12 protein-coding genes are annotated in these 15,804 nt (G+C 65.8%); 10 read left to right on the top strand and 2 right to left on the bottom strand.

The features are described from left to right. The first annotated feature begins 9 nt into the window (after positions 1 to 9). The 4 genes from cas1 to cas6 all read left to right on the top strand — a co-directional run bounded on the left by cas1 (position 10) and on the right by cas6 (position 3,424). Entirely contained in the window at positions 10 to 930 is a 921-nt protein-coding gene (cas1, locus tag EXW95_RS19925; RefSeq protein ID WP_174369245.1) for a CRISPR-associated endonuclease Cas1, read from the top strand. Next, positions 903 to 1,211, top strand: a complete 309-nt coding sequence (cas2, locus tag EXW95_RS19930) for a CRISPR-associated endonuclease Cas2 (RefSeq protein WP_174369246.1) — start codon at positions 903 to 905, stop codon at positions 1,209 to 1,211. Before cas1 ends, cas2 begins: the two co-directional genes overlap by 28 nt. A 120-nt stretch (positions 1,212 to 1,331) precedes the next feature. Beyond that, positions 1,332 to 2,618, top strand: coding sequence for a hypothetical protein (locus EXW95_RS19935; protein WP_174369247.1), 1,287 nt, complete (start codon positions 1,332 to 1,334; stop codon positions 2,616 to 2,618). Continuing rightward, a complete protein-coding gene (gene cas6, locus EXW95_RS19940) occupies positions 2,618 to 3,424 on the top strand; it encodes a CRISPR system precrRNA processing endoribonuclease RAMP protein Cas6 (RefSeq protein ID WP_174369248.1) in 807 nt (268 codons plus the stop codon). Before EXW95_RS19935 ends, cas6 begins: the two co-directional genes overlap by 1 nt. A gap of 206 nt (positions 3,425 to 3,630) precedes the next feature. Here cas6 and EXW95_RS19945 read toward each other — a convergent pair whose 3' ends face one another. Then, complete coding sequence (locus EXW95_RS19945) at positions 3,631 to 5,811, bottom strand: DEAD/DEAH box helicase (protein WP_174369249.1); 2,181 nt, start codon at positions 5,809 to 5,811, stop codon at positions 3,631 to 3,633. A gap of 187 nt (positions 5,812 to 5,998) precedes the next feature. Further along, positions 5,999 to 7,894 (bottom strand): BTAD domain-containing putative transcriptional regulator, encoded by a 1,896-nt coding sequence (locus tag EXW95_RS21460; protein ID WP_174369250.1) that lies wholly within the window; start codon positions 7,892 to 7,894, stop codon positions 5,999 to 6,001. A 417-nt stretch (positions 7,895 to 8,311) separates the two neighbouring features. On the opposite strand from EXW95_RS21460, the gene EXW95_RS19955 reads away from it, so the two are divergent. The 6 genes from EXW95_RS19955 to EXW95_RS19980 all read left to right on the top strand — a co-directional run bounded on the left by EXW95_RS19955 (position 8,312) and on the right by EXW95_RS19980 (position 15,522). Next, the gene (locus tag EXW95_RS19955; RefSeq protein WP_174369251.1) at positions 8,312 to 9,727 is read left to right on the top strand and encodes a heme peroxidase family protein; all 1,416 of its coding nucleotides are present in this window, start codon (positions 8,312 to 8,314) and stop codon (positions 9,725 to 9,727) included. A 94-nt stretch (positions 9,728 to 9,821) separates the two neighbouring features. Next, complete coding sequence (locus EXW95_RS19960) at positions 9,822 to 10,136, top strand: hypothetical protein (protein ID WP_174369252.1); 315 nt, start codon at positions 9,822 to 9,824, stop codon at positions 10,134 to 10,136. An 8-nt stretch (positions 10,137 to 10,144) separates the two neighbouring features. Then, positions 10,145 to 11,194: a radical SAM protein gene (locus tag EXW95_RS19965; RefSeq protein WP_174369253.1), complete on the top strand. Its 1,050-nt coding sequence runs from the start codon at positions 10,145 to 10,147 to the stop codon at positions 11,192 to 11,194. A gap of 43 nt (positions 11,195 to 11,237) precedes the next feature. Beyond that, on the top strand, positions 11,238 to 12,443 hold the full coding sequence (locus EXW95_RS19970) for a hypothetical protein (RefSeq protein ID WP_174369254.1): 1,206 nt from the start codon (positions 11,238 to 11,240) through the stop codon (positions 12,441 to 12,443). An 873-nt stretch (positions 12,444 to 13,316) separates the two neighbouring features. Further along, entirely contained in the window at positions 13,317 to 14,888 is a 1,572-nt protein-coding gene (locus EXW95_RS19975) for a hypothetical protein (protein ID WP_174369255.1), read from the top strand. Between the two features lie 22 nt (positions 14,889 to 14,910). Continuing rightward, positions 14,911 to 15,522, top strand: a complete 612-nt coding sequence (locus tag EXW95_RS19980; protein WP_174369256.1) for a hypothetical protein — start codon at positions 14,911 to 14,913, stop codon at positions 15,520 to 15,522. Positions 15,523 to 15,804: the final 282 nt, after the last annotated feature.

A 15,804-nucleotide genomic window follows, 5' to 3' on the forward strand; every position in this document is an offset into this window, starting at 1 on the left:
CACGGGGGCATGACATCCGTTCTGGTGCAGACTCCGGGCGCGGCGATCAGTGCGCGTGGCGGGCAACTGGTCGTAGAGACGAAGGCGGGTCAGCACTCGGTGCCTTTGGGGCACGTGACCGAGTTGATCGTGGTGGGGCACGCGCGGATCAGCACGGGGGTGATCGTGGATCTGGTGGGACGTGGGGTGCCGGTGCACGTGCAGTCTCGGGCGGGCGCGGTGCCGTTCAGTGTGCTGGGGAACGTGGAAGGTCAGGTGGAGTCCCTGCGGGCTCAGGTGCTGGCGTCGCCGGAGGCGCGGTTGCGGGCGGTGCGGGCGCTCGTGCGGGCAAAGGCGGCAAATTGTGCGTGGGTGTTGCGGCGTCTGCGGGTGCCGGGGCGGCTGGACGTGCCGGACGTGGAGGGCGCGGCGGATGAGGACGCCCTGCGGGGCGTGGAGGGTTCGGTCGCCCGGCAGTACTTCGCGGCGCTGGGTGGGGCGCTGCCCGGCTGGGGATTTGCGGGGCGGGCGTACCGGCCGCCGCCGGACGCGGTGAATGCGGCGTTGTCGTTCGCGTACATGGTGCTGCTCGGGCACGCGCGGGTAGCGGTGGCGCGCTGCGGGTTGCATCCGGCGTTGGGGACGCTGCACGTTCCGCATGGGCGGCGACCGGCGCTGGCGTTGGACGTGATGGAGCCGTTCCGGGGGCCGGTGTGTGACCTGACGGTGGTGTCGGCGTTGCGGTCCGGGCAGGTGCGCCGTGATGGGTTCGAGGGCGGGCCGGAGGGGGTGCGCCTGGGCACGGTGGGCTGCGCGGCCCTGGCGGGGGCGCTGGCCGTGCGGATTCAGGAGTGGGGGGTGGGGGCGGCGCTGGAGCGGCAGGTGCGGGCGGTGCTGGGCGCGTGGGGTGGGGAGGGGTGTGCGTGCTGGGAGCCGCCCGTGTGGGCGTGACGCATGGCGCGCGGCGGGAGGTGCTGGCGGCGTTCGATACGCCGTGTGACCGGCGGCGGCGGAAGTTCACGCGGCTCCTGATGCGGTACGGGGTGCGGGTGCAGCGCAGCGTGTTTCTGCTGAACGCCTCGGGTCTGGAACTGGGGCGGTTGTGGGCGGCTCTGGAGCGGGTGTCGGAGCCGCTGGAGGACCGCCTGCTGCTGGCGGCGGTGCAGCCGGGCGCGTGGTGGCAGGTGGGGGACGCCCCTGTGCTGGAGGTGCCGCTCGTCGCGTCGTTCTGATGGGTGTGCGGCACGTGCGTTTCCGCTTCCCCGGATGGGTGGCCATACTGAGCCGACATGACAGATTCGGGTTTGGGTGGCGTGACGTTCTTTTCGGTGGTGGGCAGTCAGGATCCACGCGTGACGCCCGGGGGTGAGGCGGGTCCGGCGCTGGACCTGCTCGACGCCTTGATCGCGTCGGGTGAGGTGGTGTCGGAGGTGCTGCTGGCCTGGACGCCCGGCGTGGAGAACCCCGCGTGGCCGGGCGGGTACGACGCGCAGCGGGCCGCGCTGGAGGAAACGGTGCGGGAGCGGGTGCCGGGCGTGCGCATCACGGCGGTGCCAATGAGGGTTCAGCCGAACGTCGCGCCGGACCTGCTGCCGGTGTTTGCGCGGGCGTTGGACCGCTTCCGGCACGCGGGCCCCTTGCGGGTGAACGCGTCGAGTGGCACGCCGCAGATGCTTGAGGCGCTGAAGGTGCTGCGCGGCAGTGGTTGGTTCGGAGACGGGGACGTGCGGCTGTTTCAGGTGGACCGCCCGCAGTACCGCACGCCGGGCGCCCCACACTGGCGGGAGGCGACCACGCCGTTCCTGGAAGAAACCCTGCGTCTGGGTGGGGCGTTCGCGGCGCTGCGCCGCTTTGATTTCGCCGGGGCGCGCGAGTCATTCCATGACCTTGCGGGGGCGCCGCTGGAGTTGCCGGAGCGGCAGGCTGGCGTACAGACGCTGGCGGACGTGGCCGACGCGCTGTGGTGGCTGGACGCCCGGGACGTGGCGGCGGCGCGTGAGGTGCTCAGTGACCTGCCCGTGCACGTTCCGGCCCTCGATGGCCTGCAGACCTTCGTTGCGGACGCGGCGGGCGATCCAGCCGAGGCGCTGATCTGGCTCACCTGGGGCCGTTACGACCGCGCGGCGGCGCAGGTGCGCGTGGCGGACGCCCTGGTGTGGGCGGTGGTCCTGCATGAACTGCTGGTCGTGAAACTCGCCGAGGGCGCCGGGCTGCCGGACGGACCGAAGGAACTGACCGAGCAGCACCTCCCCGCGGGGCTGTTCGCCAGACTCAAGGGTGAACTTGCGCCAGAGTTGATCAACGCCCGTGGGCGGATCAAGTTCATGAACCTCAAGGAGAAACTGGGCGTGCTCCGCGCGCCGAGCCTGAATCTGTCCAGTGTGGACCAGTTCGACGGGAGTGACCTGACCTCCCCGCTGGGCCGGGTGAGGGAGTGGCGGAACCTGGTGCTCCACCAGGGGCGGGTGCCGGGCGAGGTGGACCTGAACGACGTGGACGCGGTCGTGCGTAGCCTGCTCCTCGCGTACCCGTGGCGGCAGTCGTGGGCCCGCGACTGGGCGAAGCAGCCGGATGCCTGCGTGGTGTCCGCCGCGTCCACACAGCAGCTCGTTGATGAACTGCAGGGCTGGGTGGGCTGATGCCCACGCTGCTTGAAGTGACGCTCGAGGTCCGGTCCCCACGCCCCGGCGGGCTGCTGGGCATCCCTCTGCACGGCCTGCTGTTCAGCGCACTGGAACGGGTCAGTCCGGCGCTGTCCACCCGCGTCCACGAGGCCGAGGTCAAAGGGTTCCGGATCGGGCAGACGCAGTGGACGGACGCGGGCGACTCGGCCCAGGTGGTGTTTCAGGTGGGCATCCTCGACGACGCCCTGGTCGCCCCGCTGCTGTCGGCCCTGATCCCCGGGCGCTGGCACGGCACGGAGGACTCCACGCTCGTAGCGGCCGTGCAGGGGGTCCGCATCGCGGCGCAGGAATCGTACGGCGACCTGTACGCGCGGCACGCGGCGGACGTGCGGGGCCGGAACCTGCACCTGGAGTTCCTCACGCCCGTCACCTTCCGCACCACCGACATGGACATGCCGTTCCCCGTCCCGAAGACGGTGTACTACGGGTTACAGCGCCGCTGGGAGGCCTTCAGCGACCTGCAGTTCGGTCCGGAGCTGAACGACTGGGTGGGCCGCGCGGTGCGCGTGCGGGAGTACCGCCTGCGGCCCCGCAGCGTACACTTCAAGGGCGCGCGGGGCGCCGCGATGACGGGCAGTGTGGGGGAGGTGCAGTTCCAGATCGCCCGGCCCGGCGACGCCGAGCCGACCTTCGTGCGGCTCCTGACGGAGTTCGCCAATTACGCCGGGGTGGGGTACAAGACCACGTATGGACTCGGGCATGTGGAGGCGTGGGGCTGGGAGGAACGCCGCGCCGATCAGGAGGACGGCCCTATCCACTGACGCAGCCGTGCGGAAGGCCAGCGCACGGCTCGTGCTGGTCTCCAGTTACCGGCCACGACGTGGCGGTGGACTGGCGACCAGTGTGGATCTGTGGCTCCGCTGATCAGCGTGTCAGCGGTGGAACGCCCGCAGTCCGTATGGGCGTGTCCTCGCGGAGGCTGCTTGCGTCAGCCGGCGACGCCCGGGCAGTCCGGCGCGACCTCCGCTCACGCGTACAGGTCCTCGTCGTCCGTGCGGCGCCGCGGCACGTGCGGCATGAAGCGCAGCGTGTCGCCCGACGCCAGTACCGAACGGACTTCCTGCTCGAACGGCGTGCCGGCCATGCCCGCCCCCGACAGGTGCAGCCACCCGCGACTGCGGCTCATCGCCGTGAACAGCTGGTTACGCACCGCGAGGTCCTGCTCGTCAAGGCCCACCTGATCCAGCCCCAGCACGTATACCACGTCCGCCTCGTTCCCCTTGGCGCGGTGCACGGTGGTCACCGTGACCGCTCCGTCGTGCCAGAAGCGGTTGGGTTCCTTGTTGTCCCCCTGCCGGTTTGTGCCGCTCGCCGCCGGCACGTAATACGGGATGCCCGCGCGGCGCAGCGCGCCCGCGGCGGCGCCCTGCACGTCCACCGCCCAGCGGCCCACCGCGACCACCAGAATCTGGCGGGACGGCGCCAGTCCTTCCCGCAGGTCCCGCTGAATGTGCCGCACCAGCGCCGCGACCTCCGCCTCCCGGGTCGCGTGGCTCTCGAACGTCACCAGCGGCTCGCCCGTCAGGGCCTGCAGGGGATGCGGACTGTTCACCGCGGGCCGGTGCAGCGTCACGGGTTCTTTGCTGTTGAAGCGGCCCTGCACGTCGTACCCCAGGCGGTCCCAGTCTTCCTTCCGGGTGGGGCCCGAGAGCATGCCGCCCGCGCGCAGCAGGCCCATACCCAGCGCGTGCGCCGCGACCAGGATCGGTCCGGGCGTGCGGTACGACACTCGCATCACCTCGGACTTCCCGATGCCGCCCTTGTACGTGGCGCCGGGCCCGAACACGTCCGAATCTCCGAACAGGGTTCTCGTGTTCGGAATCATCAGGCTGTCCAGGCTCTGCGCCTCGTCGTACGCCCAGATCAGGCGCTTCAGGGCGGGCCCCGGCGCGTCCACGTCGAACAGGGTGGGTTCGGCCGGGACGGGCCTCAGGGCGCGGTGCGCGAGCCAGTAGAACGCCTGCCGCTCCGCATACCGCAGTTCCGGCGCTTCCGTCACGAGGTCCTGCCCCTCGTCGATCAGGATGGCGTCGAAGAACTCCAGGCTGGCCTGCCTCTCCTCGGCTTTGTGCAGCAGGTCATGCGCACAGTAGATGAGGTTCTTGGCCGCCTGGTGCCCGTACGGCGTCTCCGCGACCGTGAGGGGCCGGATGTCCGCGTGGTCGGCCAGCACCCGGTAAAAGCCGGGCTGGTCCCGGGAGCCCCAGGCGTGCAGGATCCGCAATTTGTGCTTGGCGTCTGCGAGCCGGGTGTCCCCGCCGGAATGCAGCCGCAGCCAGTGGTCGACCTGCCCGGTGATCTGGTCGTAGAGCGACCGGCTGAAGAACACGAGCGCGATGTCCCAGTCGGGATGCTTGAGGTGCATGTTCGCGGCCTTCTGCGCCAGCAGGACGGTCTTGCCACTCCCAGCCAGGCCGCGGATCCGCTGCGGACCGGGCGGGACGGTCTTCGCGATGCGTTCCTGCTGCAGATCCAGGGGGCGCTCGGCAGCCCGCACGGCCTGCACCAGCGCCGAGCGGCTCTGCGGCGCCGTCACGACCGGCTCCTCCTTGGGTTTCGGAATGTTGCCGCTCGTCCCGAAGGCCCGCTGCAACGCCGCCCACTGCGCCTCGTCGAGCGGCTGGCCCTGCGCCACGAGCGGCGTGCGTTCCAGTGCCTTCATCAAGCGCGCAGGCGTGAGCTGATCGCCGTGCAGCAGGGGCGTGTCGCCGATCAGGGTATTGAAGGGCGCGTCGTCCCACTCGTCGCGGGTGATCAGCGGCGTGGCCACGATCACCCGCCCGGGCACGCGGTCCAGTCCGGGGCGGCCCCGCAGGGTGCGCATGATGACCTGCAACTGGGCTTTTACCTGCTCGTAGGGATTGATCTCGGTTTTCCCGAAGTACGGTCGGTTCAATTGCCAGCGGTAGCCGCTGACGCCCGCAAGGTCACTCAGCGGGAGGCTTTTGACCTCGATGACGATCACGCCTAACTCCGGGTCGATGACGAGGATGTCCGGCTCGCGGACGGTCGTCTCGCTGACCAGGGGGTAGCGCCACCAGCCGAGGGCTTCACGGTCCTGGAAGGCGGCTTTGACGGCCTCGAAGACCCGCTGTTCGCCCTGTTCGCCCGCGAACTTGAAGGCTTCCGTCTGAAGAAATTCGGCCATTGAGCGCAGTATGCCCGGTGTCGTCCGTGCAGGCCGCCCATCACCCGGTTGCCGACCTCCTGTCCACTTCTCCTGCGCCGTGAACACAAGGGCCGCTGGGGGCTGACGGGTTCCCTACCACTCAAGCGGACCACTGCACAACGCGACGTCCAGTGCGATTCCGTGGCCAGACCTGACGTGACTGCTTCTACGTCTCGTCAGACAGGGCCACCTGAACGCCGAGTTCCCGTGCCAGGACGTCCTGGCTCCTCCTGACTTCCAGTGCAGCGGGTGCCCGGCCCTGCGAGACCCGGACGGCGCTGATGAGCAACTCGTGCAACGCGACTTCGGAGGGCCACAGCTGAAGGAGCCGCCTGAGCAGCGTTGCCGCCTCAGGCTCCGCCTGCCGGCGCAGCAAGTCCCGCGCGACCCGCTCCCCCGTGGTGAGGAGTTGCCACTCCAGGTCTGCGCGGACCTCTGCCGCCCACGCTGACGACGAGTGAGGCAGAAACGCTCCCGTGTACGCACTCAGCGCCCGGTTCACGCCGTGAGGTGTGCCGTCCCGCGCCGCCTCCTGCACCACCGTCAGATCCCACCGCAGCGCGCGCCCCTGCAGGTCAGCCCGGTAAACTGCCCGCCCCCGGTCAAACGGCAGGTGGAGCCCTGGTACGGCGCGCGTGAGAGCGTGCCGGGTCACATGCAGGTAATCCCGCGCCGCCTGCGGTGAACGGCCGTCGAACACGTGCGTCTGCAGGTCCTCGAGAGTCGCCTCGCCCCGCAGCAGCAGGTACGCCAGGACTTCCAGCGCGCGGCGCAGGCCCACGTTCACCCGGACAGGCACCTCACCCAGCTGCAGGCCATACCCGCCGAGGGTGATCAGCACCAGTGGCGCCGGCCGCGCCTGCTCAATGCACTGCAGGTCCGCCCACAACTCCTCCAGGAACCCCAGGGTGCCGCGGGCCACCCGCGCGCCGATCACCTCCCGCACCCGCGGGCGGTCCGCGATGTGCGCGGCCACCGTGACGTTCCGGCCCAGCGCCGCCCGGCATTCCGCAGCCCGGCGCAGCGCCCCTTCCGCCGCCTCCAGATTGTCCACGCGCAGGTAAGCGTCCGCGAGCATCACCTGCCCTTCCCCCTCGTCGCGCCGCAGGCCCAACGCCCCGACCCGGTCCACGGCCCGCTGGAGCGTCTTCACGCTTCCGCACTCCCCACCCCTGACGCCGAGCGCGGCGGCCTGTAGGTCGCAGAGTGCCGCGGCGCGGACCCCTCTGGCACGGCTGCGCGCCCGCGCGACCTGCACCCGCCCCTGATCGGTCCGTCCGGCCGTACTGTCCAGCGCGGCCAGCTGCAGGGCGGCGAAGCCCTCGGTTTCCACCTGCCCGTTCTCCCGGGCCAGTGCCGCCGCCTCCCCGAACGCCGCGGCCGCGCCAGCGTGGTCTCCCTGCACCCCGTGCAGGACACCCCAGTGGTACGCGCGCAGGGGCGCCGACTGCGGCCCCAGGGCCACTGCGTTCAGGTCCTCCAGCACCTCCCGCGCCTCAGAGAACCGGCCGGCACGGGCGTAACACGCGGACAGGATCCACAGCAGCGGCGCACGCTGCGCGCTGGACGCCACCGGAAGAGCCTGCGCGGCATATTCTGCCGCCGCATGATCCTGCCCCAGCGTGGCGAGCACCATGGCCAGCGCCGCCGCAAATCCCGGCAGGAACAACTGCGCTGTCGGGTCTGTGACGGCCAGGCGCCAGGCCCGCCGCGTCCACACGAGCGCCTCGTCCACCCGCGCGGCCGTCAGAGCCAGCATGCCCCGCTCCCGCCACGCGAGCGCCTCACCGAATCCCGTCAGTTGCCAGGCGTCCATTTCCGCGAGCACGTCGCGCGCCGCTTCGAGGTCCCCTTCGAACCGGTACACCACCGCGGCCAGGGGCGCGGCGTCCCCCAACCCGGCGGCCTGCAGTCGCAGCAGGATCGCGAGCCCCTCCGCCCGGCGGCCCAGCTGCACCAGGCACTGCGCGGCCCAGAGGTCATCGGCCGCGGTCGGGGAGGTCAGGGCTGCGTGCCGCCGACAGCCTTCCTCAAACGCGCCCTGCACAAGCGCTTCGAGCACGCTCCCTGGCGGCCCCGAGGGCTTCCTAAGCGACGCCGTCATCCACACCTCCGGGGCCTAAGCGGCTCCCAACTACGCTCGGCGCGTGACGCTCCAGGCCGGTCGGACCGGAACAGGCGCGCCGCATAAGGGGGAAAGGATATGCACCTGTATCGTACGTGGCGGTACCACCTCACGCTAGCCCTGCTGACGCTCTCACAGTTCGCCCTGGCAGACCCGACCACCGGCTCGGGCGGCATCGGCGGCTAGGCATGCTCCCGGGGGGATCCCATGACCAACACAGAGAACGCACCTGCGGCGCCCACTCCGGCGCCCGTCTCCGCGCAGCGTCCAGTTGATTCACGACCGTCTCACGGTGGCACGCTCAGGCCCGTCACGGCGCCCCGCTCGAAACTCACCATGGGAACGTTCGGCCGCATGTTCCGCGACCTGACGCCCTGGATACCGCCTGGGCAGACTGACGTGGAGCGCCGGGCCAACATCCAGGCGATTGCCAACCTGATGATCTCCGATGCCAGCCAGGTGGGCGCTACAAATCCCAGCATTCCGGCTGCCTACACGTACCTCGGTCAGTTCGTCGATCACGACATCACCTTCGATCCGCTCTCGGAGTTGCAGCGGCAGAACGACGTCAACCAACTGCACAACTTCCGCACGCCCCGCTTCGATCTGGACTCCCTGTACGGGCTCGGACCGGAGTCCACGCCGTTCCTGTACGACCGTACCGCACCGTTCGGGCAGTTCCTGATCGGACGGGGAAAAGCCACCGAGCGTGACAACCTACCAGACGCGCAGGGCGGCGACAGTGCGGACACAGATGAACACGACCTGCCTCGCAACGCCCAGGCGCTCGCCCTGATCGGCGATCCCCGCAACGACGAGAACATCATCGTCTCCCAGCTGCACCTGACGTTCCTGCGCCTGCACAACCGCTTCCTCGACATTGCGCAGACCGAGAACTGGCCAACCCCCCGCGCCACCTTCGAGCGCGCCCAGACCCTGCTGCGCTGGCATTACCAGTGGGTGGTTCTGCACGACTTCCTGCCGCGCATCATCGGCCAGTCCACCCATGAGCAGATCCTCCCGCGGGGCGGCGCCCCCACCCTGACCTTCTTCAAATGGGAGAGTGAGGCGTTCATTCCAGTGGAGTTCTCGGTGGCCGCCTACCGCTTCGGCCACAGCATGGTCCGTGAACGGTACGACCTGAATAAGACCGTAGAGAATGTCCGTATTTTCGTGCCTCCACGCGATCAGCCCGCCCCACTGGACGATCTCCGGGGGGGGCGGTTCCTGCCGCGCCTGTGGACGATCGACTGGCCTCACTTCTTCACGCAGGCGAGCCTTCAGATCGACACCCGGCTGACCTCGGCCCTCGCTGCCATCCCGGCCGGTCCTGGTGGGCAGAACTCCCTGGCGTTCCTGAACCTGCTGCGCGGCTGGCGCCTTGAACTGCCGTCTGGGCAGGCGGTCGCCCGCGCCATGAGTGTCACGCCACTCACGCAGGCGGAACTGGGTCTCGATCCCGCCGTCGCTGGACCCGAGGCGCCACTGTGGTACTACGTCCTAAAAGAGGCCGAAGTGCAGCATGGCGGGCAGCACCTGGGGGCGGTCGGCGGCCGCATTGTTGGTGAGGTCCTCGTCGGTCTGGCCCTCGACGATCCCCATTCCTTCCTGCATGTTGACCCGACCTGGACACCCGAGCATGCTGGCGCACCCGGTGGTGGGGGACGAATCGTACCCGGTGCCGCCGGCAGCCTCACCCTGCTCGAACTTCTGCAGTTCGCCGGCCAGCCCCCCGTCACTGCCGCGATCTCCCCTGCCCTGGACGCCTGAGCCGGACTCCATCTGCGTCGTACTCGCCATCGTCCGGATGGAACGGGCACAGGAGTCCGGTCCATCCGAGGACGTGATCCCGGGAGGAACACCCATGAGCGCACCCACTTCGAAAGACCTCAGCGAGCACCTGTCCCGCCGTCTGGCCAACCTCGAGATCGACGATCATCAGATTGCCGATCTGACGAAACGACTGCAGGTTGAGGGGCTGCGTATCGGCCGACTCGACATCTGCTCTATGGGCATCTGCGTGGATTACCTCGCCCGGCCGGACGTCGACTGGAAGACGGTCCTCACCCGTCCCGGCCTGCGGCACGTCGAGATCTTCCCGTACGGGATCATCGAACCCGAGCGTCTCCACGTCCGGCTCAGTTTCGATGCCCGGCGTGGCGCAAGCTTCACCCGCTGACCTCGGCCGTGACCGCCGCCCGGCCAGACCCGTCCGGTTTCCTGCCCGTCCGGACCGTCCACCTGCACCTCACGCGGCGCTGCAACCTCAGCTGCCGACACTGCTACTCCGAGTCGGGCCCGGCCACTGCGGGAACGCTCGACCTCGCCCGTCTGATCGGCGCGCTCCCACACATCCGGGCCGCCGGGTACGACTGTCTGAGTCTCTCCGGGGGAGAGCCGCTCCTGTACCGGTCACTCCCGGAGTTCATTCAGGCGGCGCGGGAGGCGGACCTGCGGGTGACCCTCATCACCAACGGGACGTTGCCGTGGGCGCGGGTTCAGAGCGTGCGCGCGCAGGTCGACGGCATGGCCGTCAGTTTCGACGGCCTGCAGGCCACGCACGACGCCACCCGCGGCCGGACCGGCACGTACTGGCAGGCCCTCGATACGGTCCGGCGCCTCGCGGACGCTGGCCTGCCGGCCGCGGCCGCGGTGTCCCTGCTGCCCGGCACATTGCCGGAGCTGCCAGACCTCGTCGGTGAACTTCAGGAGGCGGGTGTCGCTGGCGTGCAGGTCCGGCCGGTTGCGCCCGCAGGGCGCGCCCGGCACCTGCCGGACGGGACCGGCTGGCCCGCTGACCGGGCCCGGCTGTTCTGGACCACGCTCGCCCTCGCGCAGGAGCACGCGCCGCTCCCCATCACCAGCGACCTCGCTCCAGCGCAACTGCTCCTCGCGCAGCGGGACGCCTTCGACGCGCTTGCCCGGTGGGAGGACGGCACGCCGCTCTCCGCGGCCGTGAATCCACTCGTCGTGACCGCGGAGGGCATCCTGAAACCGTTCACGTACGACTTCCACACGCAGTTCGATCTAGGCTCCCTGGAGACGATAGCCAGGCCTCACCTTGCGGTTCTGACCCGGCTCTCCGTTCTGATCGACGACCTGTTCAGCCAGCTGCAATCGCGTTTCGATGTCCTCGACTGGTATGCGGAATGCGCCGCCGCCTCGCAGGACGCAGCCAGGCGACGCTTGGGAACGCAGGCCGGTCACGGCGCGGTCACGCATCCAGGCGCACCCTGACCTCAGCGGGGTGCACGTCACACCCGACGACAGGAGGGAAGCCATGAACACACGTCCGTCACCGCACGCCTCAGCCGCGCCAGCACCCACTGCCAGCGCACCCGCAGCGCCGCACCTGCACGGTTTTCCATACGCGACGGTTGAACTCGACCGCAACGGCGCCCCCGTCCATCCGGCCGAACTCAGGCGGGCCATGAGCGAGTTGTCGGCCATCAGGCCGTCAGACGTTCTCATTCTCGTGCACGGCTGGAACGCCACCCGGTCCTCAGCCGAGGACCGCTACGGCCGCTACCTGGGTCATGCCCGCACCCTGATGGACGGACCGCTCGCTCAGGACCTGCAGGGGCGGCAATTCGCAGTCATCGGCCTGGTATGGCCGTCCATTCCAGAGTCCCTGCAGTCACCTGCCAGTGCCAGCATGGACGACGTCAGGGTGGCCGCGCAGGAGGCCTTCCCACACGACGCGGAACTGCTCGGGGCAGTCGAGTCGGGTCAGGTGGTGGACCGTGAACAGGTCAAGCGGCTGATCGACCGCGTCACGGCAAGCGAGATCTTCGCGCAGGACCCTGACCTGCCAGAGCGGAATCTGGACAGAACTGCTCTGCGGGGCGAGGCGCCAGACCTGGGATCGCTGTGGCGGGACATTGTCGTCTGGGCTTCCTACTACGAGATGCGGGAGCGTGCCGGCCGCATCGGTGAGAGTGGTGGCCGCGGCCTCGTCCGGGATATTCAGAAAGCCGCGCCGAACGTGAAAGTTCATCTGCTGGGGCATTCGTTCGGTGCCCGCCTGGCAGTCTCGGTGGCCCGGGGTCCGGACGGTGATCCTCCGCTGAACCTGGCGTCCCTGCATCTCATCCAGGGAGCGTTCTCCCATTTCGGATTTGGCATGGCGACCGACCAGGCGCCGCAAGGCTACTTCCGACCGGTCGTGACGAACCGCGTGGTCACAGGACCGATCCTGGTCACACACACCAAGAAAGATCTCGCCCTCCGCATCCTGTACACGCTCGCATCCACGTTTGCCGGTCATGACAGGAACCTCACCGATGCCAACCGCTTCGGCGCCATTGGTGTCAGAGGAGCTCTGAATGCCGGCGCGCAGCCGGTCGTCCTGAACGCTGATGCCCCACTCAGCTTCAGCCGCGGGCAGATCTACAACCTTCAATCCGACGCGGTCATTCCCAACCACGGGGACGTGGAACAACTCGATGTCGTGCGCGCCGTTCTGCGCGGCATCAGCGTCACCTGAACGGAGGCGGCGCATGCCTGCACTGCCCGAAGGCTTCACCGCACTGGCCCCCGCACCCGGACCCAAGACATACGACCTCTACGCCATCGGAACCGGGCGTCCCGTGATCCTCGTGCACGAGATGACGGGCGTGACCCCGGAGACCTTACGACTGGCCCGCGATCTTGCGAACGAAGGGTTCCGCGTGTACCTCCCAGTCCTGTTCGGCGACTTCCCTCGACCCGACGGCCTGGCGCCGAAACTGCGCGCCATTGCCCACGTCTGCCTCAGCCGGGAATTCCATCTGCTGTCCACAGCGCAGACCAGCCCGGTCACCCACTGGTTGAAGAACGTCACCCAGTGGGTGGCGGCCCAGCACCCGGAGTGGGTTGAAGAACGTCACCCAGTGGGTGGCGGCCCAGCACCCGGAGTGGAAAGTTGGGCTGATCGGCATGTGCCTGACCGGTGGATTCGTTCTCGTCATGATGCTCTCCCTGCAGGCGGGCGCGGTGGTCGTCTGTCAACCGACCATTCCACTGGCCCTCACCGGCCGCGCCCGCCGGTCATATGGCCTCTCGGTCCGGGACGTCGCGGCTGCTCAGGCGCATCGCTCGGCGCTCCCGATCCTCGGGTTGAGGTACGCACGCGACGTCATCTGCCCTAGGGAGCGTTTGGAGCAGGTGAGGTCCGATTTCCCACATGCACAGGTTATTCACTTGCCCCGCGGATCAGGCCCCGTGAGTCACGCCACCCTGACTGAGCAGAGGAGCGCGCAAGCTGTCCAACTCGTCTTCTCTTTTCTCAACCGACACCTCTGAGTGAAGCAGGAGCGGGCAGCTTGTGCCATTTACCACCTGCTCAAATCCGATGATTCGATTGCCTTCTGGAGGATTTATGCCTGTGGTGTTCATCCATGGATTCAGCGCCGAAAGTCGTCTCCAGGATCCGGCATCGATTGCCATGATCTATGGCGCTCTGCCAGGAAGAATTGCTGTTCAACTGGGCAAGCCGCCAACGATGGTCAACGTCAGCCGTTGGATCTCATTGGATGACGGTCTTGACCTTGAAGACCTCACGTTAGCTCTTGACCGTGCTCTCCATCATCACCCTCAAAATTTACTCGATACCCGCTTCGATGTGATTGTTCATAGTACCGGCACTCTAGTTATCCGTAACTGGATCAGGCGATTCTGCGAGCCGGGGAAATGTCCAGTGGACCGGATTATACATCTGGCAGGCGCAGCATGGGGAAGTGGCTGGGCGCATGTAGGCAAGTCTCAGATGGCACGGTGGGCCCGCTGGGCCATGGGAACCCAGCGTGGTTTGCAGGTCCTCGACTGTCTGGAGTTTGGTTCGACGTGGACCGCCGACCTACACGCTGCCTTTCTTGAGCCAAAGAAAGATATGTTTCACGGCTACGGCGTGATGGAATTTTGCATCATCGGATCTCAAGTCTCTGGACCTGCTGTCTTCGCACCTGTTCGGTACGGTAAGGAAGATGGCTCTGATGGTGTGGTGCGAGTTTCTTCTGCAAACCTGAACCATCACTACGTTCGCATTGAGCGCAATCCTGACATTCCACTGCAGAACATACGATGGGGAGAAGCGCAAAAATATGCGAAGCGCTTTCATGCCGGGAAATGGGATAATGCCAAGTTTGGGGTTGATGGATTTGACGCTCCTTATTACCGGACACTGGCCGACCATCGCCCATTGGAAGCTGGTGGTCTACTACCCCAAAGCATGGGAACCGGAGCCCGAAGCCGTCCTCGCGTCCCATTCGCCGTGGTCTACAACTGCTCTCACAGTGGTGAAGAGACAGGGGTTGTCAGTGGGCAGGCCGTGATTGATAGCATTCTAAAAGATCTGGTTCTTCCAGCTTTGAATTGTCCCGTAGATGCGCAAGCGTATGAGTCAGTGGCGGTCAAGTTTGATAAGACGACGCTGGAGACCCGTCGTAGGGCTTCCGGAGTGGAGCACGGCAACGGAGTTGTTACGGCGCTGCAAAGCTTGCTTGGCGGCTTGGTCGACATAAATTTTAGACCGTCTGCCCAGTATGACTCACACTCGCAGGTGATTGTGCGAGCGCGTGATCAGAATGGAAGCCCCGTGAAGCACTGTGATGTCTTCTTCAACTCGTTGGGAGGTGGCGACACCCCCCGGATCATGATGAATGACCTGATTCAAGATCATCATCAGAACTCAAGAAATCCAGGTGTTCACACGTTCTATTTGCGGTGCGAGTGCTTTGAAGACGGCGCTTGGACGGACCGTCTTTCCCAGGTGCGCGGACTGGATCTTGAGATCAGTGTCGTAGATCCGGTGACACAGCGGGTGTTATACGTCCCCCTCCGCATGCGCCTCACCCCTGATGTGGTACAGCGATTCATTCGCTCCGACAGGACCACAATCATTGACGTAAAGCTCATACGACTTCCTGACGATCAGACTTTCATTCTGGCGTGATTTTTTAGAAGGCGGGCAGAAAGTGCGAGACTTTACAGAGAAAGATCCAATATTATCTGGGCATAGGAGTAGTAACCGTGAGGTTATGGGCAATTTTAATCAATTTCTAAAAGTTATGGGTGGATTATTGTTTGTGCTGACTATTTTTATTTCTATACCTACCTCTCCATCAATCGTTTTTGATATACCTAATACTTTGGTTAGGATCGGTGGGTTCTGTCTTTTGGGTCTCTTTTCGCTATTCATGGGCGCACTTCTGGGTCTGATATTTGGAGTTCCCAGGAATAACAGGCGTAATTCATCATTGGTCAATTCAAAAGATAACTATGGCGTCCGCGCAATGCTACCCTATGGCGGGAATAGTAATTTAGAGGAAATTTCCGATTGGCTCACAAAAATGATTGTCGGCATAGCGTTGATCAATTGGAAAGATATAGTCGTAGTGATAAGTAGTCTTGTGAGAAAACTTGAAGCAAGTTTGGGTGGGGATTTCTTTGGAATCATGGCCCTAGGTCTTATTGGTGCATATTTTGGCATAGGTTTTGCCATGGGCTACGTGTGGTCTCGTGTTTTTCTTCCTCGCTTGCTATCTGAGGCTGAGCAAGTGGAATCTAGCTCTCGTGATCGCATTTAATATATTAACATTTTAGAAAAATGGCATTCTATAGATGTGAATTAAGCACTATGATAGCTACTGATCTTAATATATGAAGCTTTTGCATTATTTACCTCTTTGTTCATGTATATTGAATTAAAATCAGGTTTTCATTAAATACTCTCAGCGATTTGGGGGTAATTTGCGCGCCATTAAATTTATTTTAGAGCTATGTTGTAAATTGGCCATTATTAACAATTTTCCGCTTTGAGTACACTATACGATTCCCCAAGGATATATAGAAATAGTGCACGATGACTA

This window comes from Deinococcus sp. JMULE3 (assembly GCF_013337115.1).
Lineage (GTDB): Bacteria > Deinococcota > Deinococci > Deinococcales > Deinococcaceae > Deinococcus.

What these genes read in the sequence shown, in the direction of transcription:
- cas1 (WP_174369245.1), top strand. Translation starts at nt 10, where the DNA reads ATGACATCCGTTCTGGTGCAGACTCCGGGCGCGGCGATCAGTGCGCGT.
- cas6 (WP_174369248.1), top strand. Translation starts at nt 2,618, where the DNA reads ATGCCCACGCTGCTTGAAGTGACGCTCGAGGTCCGGTCCCCACGCCCC.
- EXW95_RS19945 (WP_174369249.1), bottom strand. Translation starts at nt 5,811, where the DNA reads ATGGCCGAATTTCTTCAGACGGAAGCCTTCAAGTTCGCGGGCGAACAG.
- EXW95_RS19955 (WP_174369251.1), top strand. Translation starts at nt 8,312, where the DNA reads ATGTTCCGCGACCTGACGCCCTGGATACCGCCTGGGCAGACTGACGTG.
- EXW95_RS19960 (WP_174369252.1), top strand. Translation starts at nt 9,822, where the DNA reads ATGAGCGCACCCACTTCGAAAGACCTCAGCGAGCACCTGTCCCGCCGT.
- EXW95_RS19970 (WP_174369254.1), top strand. Translation starts at nt 11,238, where the DNA reads ATGAACACACGTCCGTCACCGCACGCCTCAGCCGCGCCAGCACCCACT.
- EXW95_RS19975 (WP_174369255.1), top strand. Translation starts at nt 13,317, where the DNA reads ATGCCTGTGGTGTTCATCCATGGATTCAGCGCCGAAAGTCGTCTCCAG.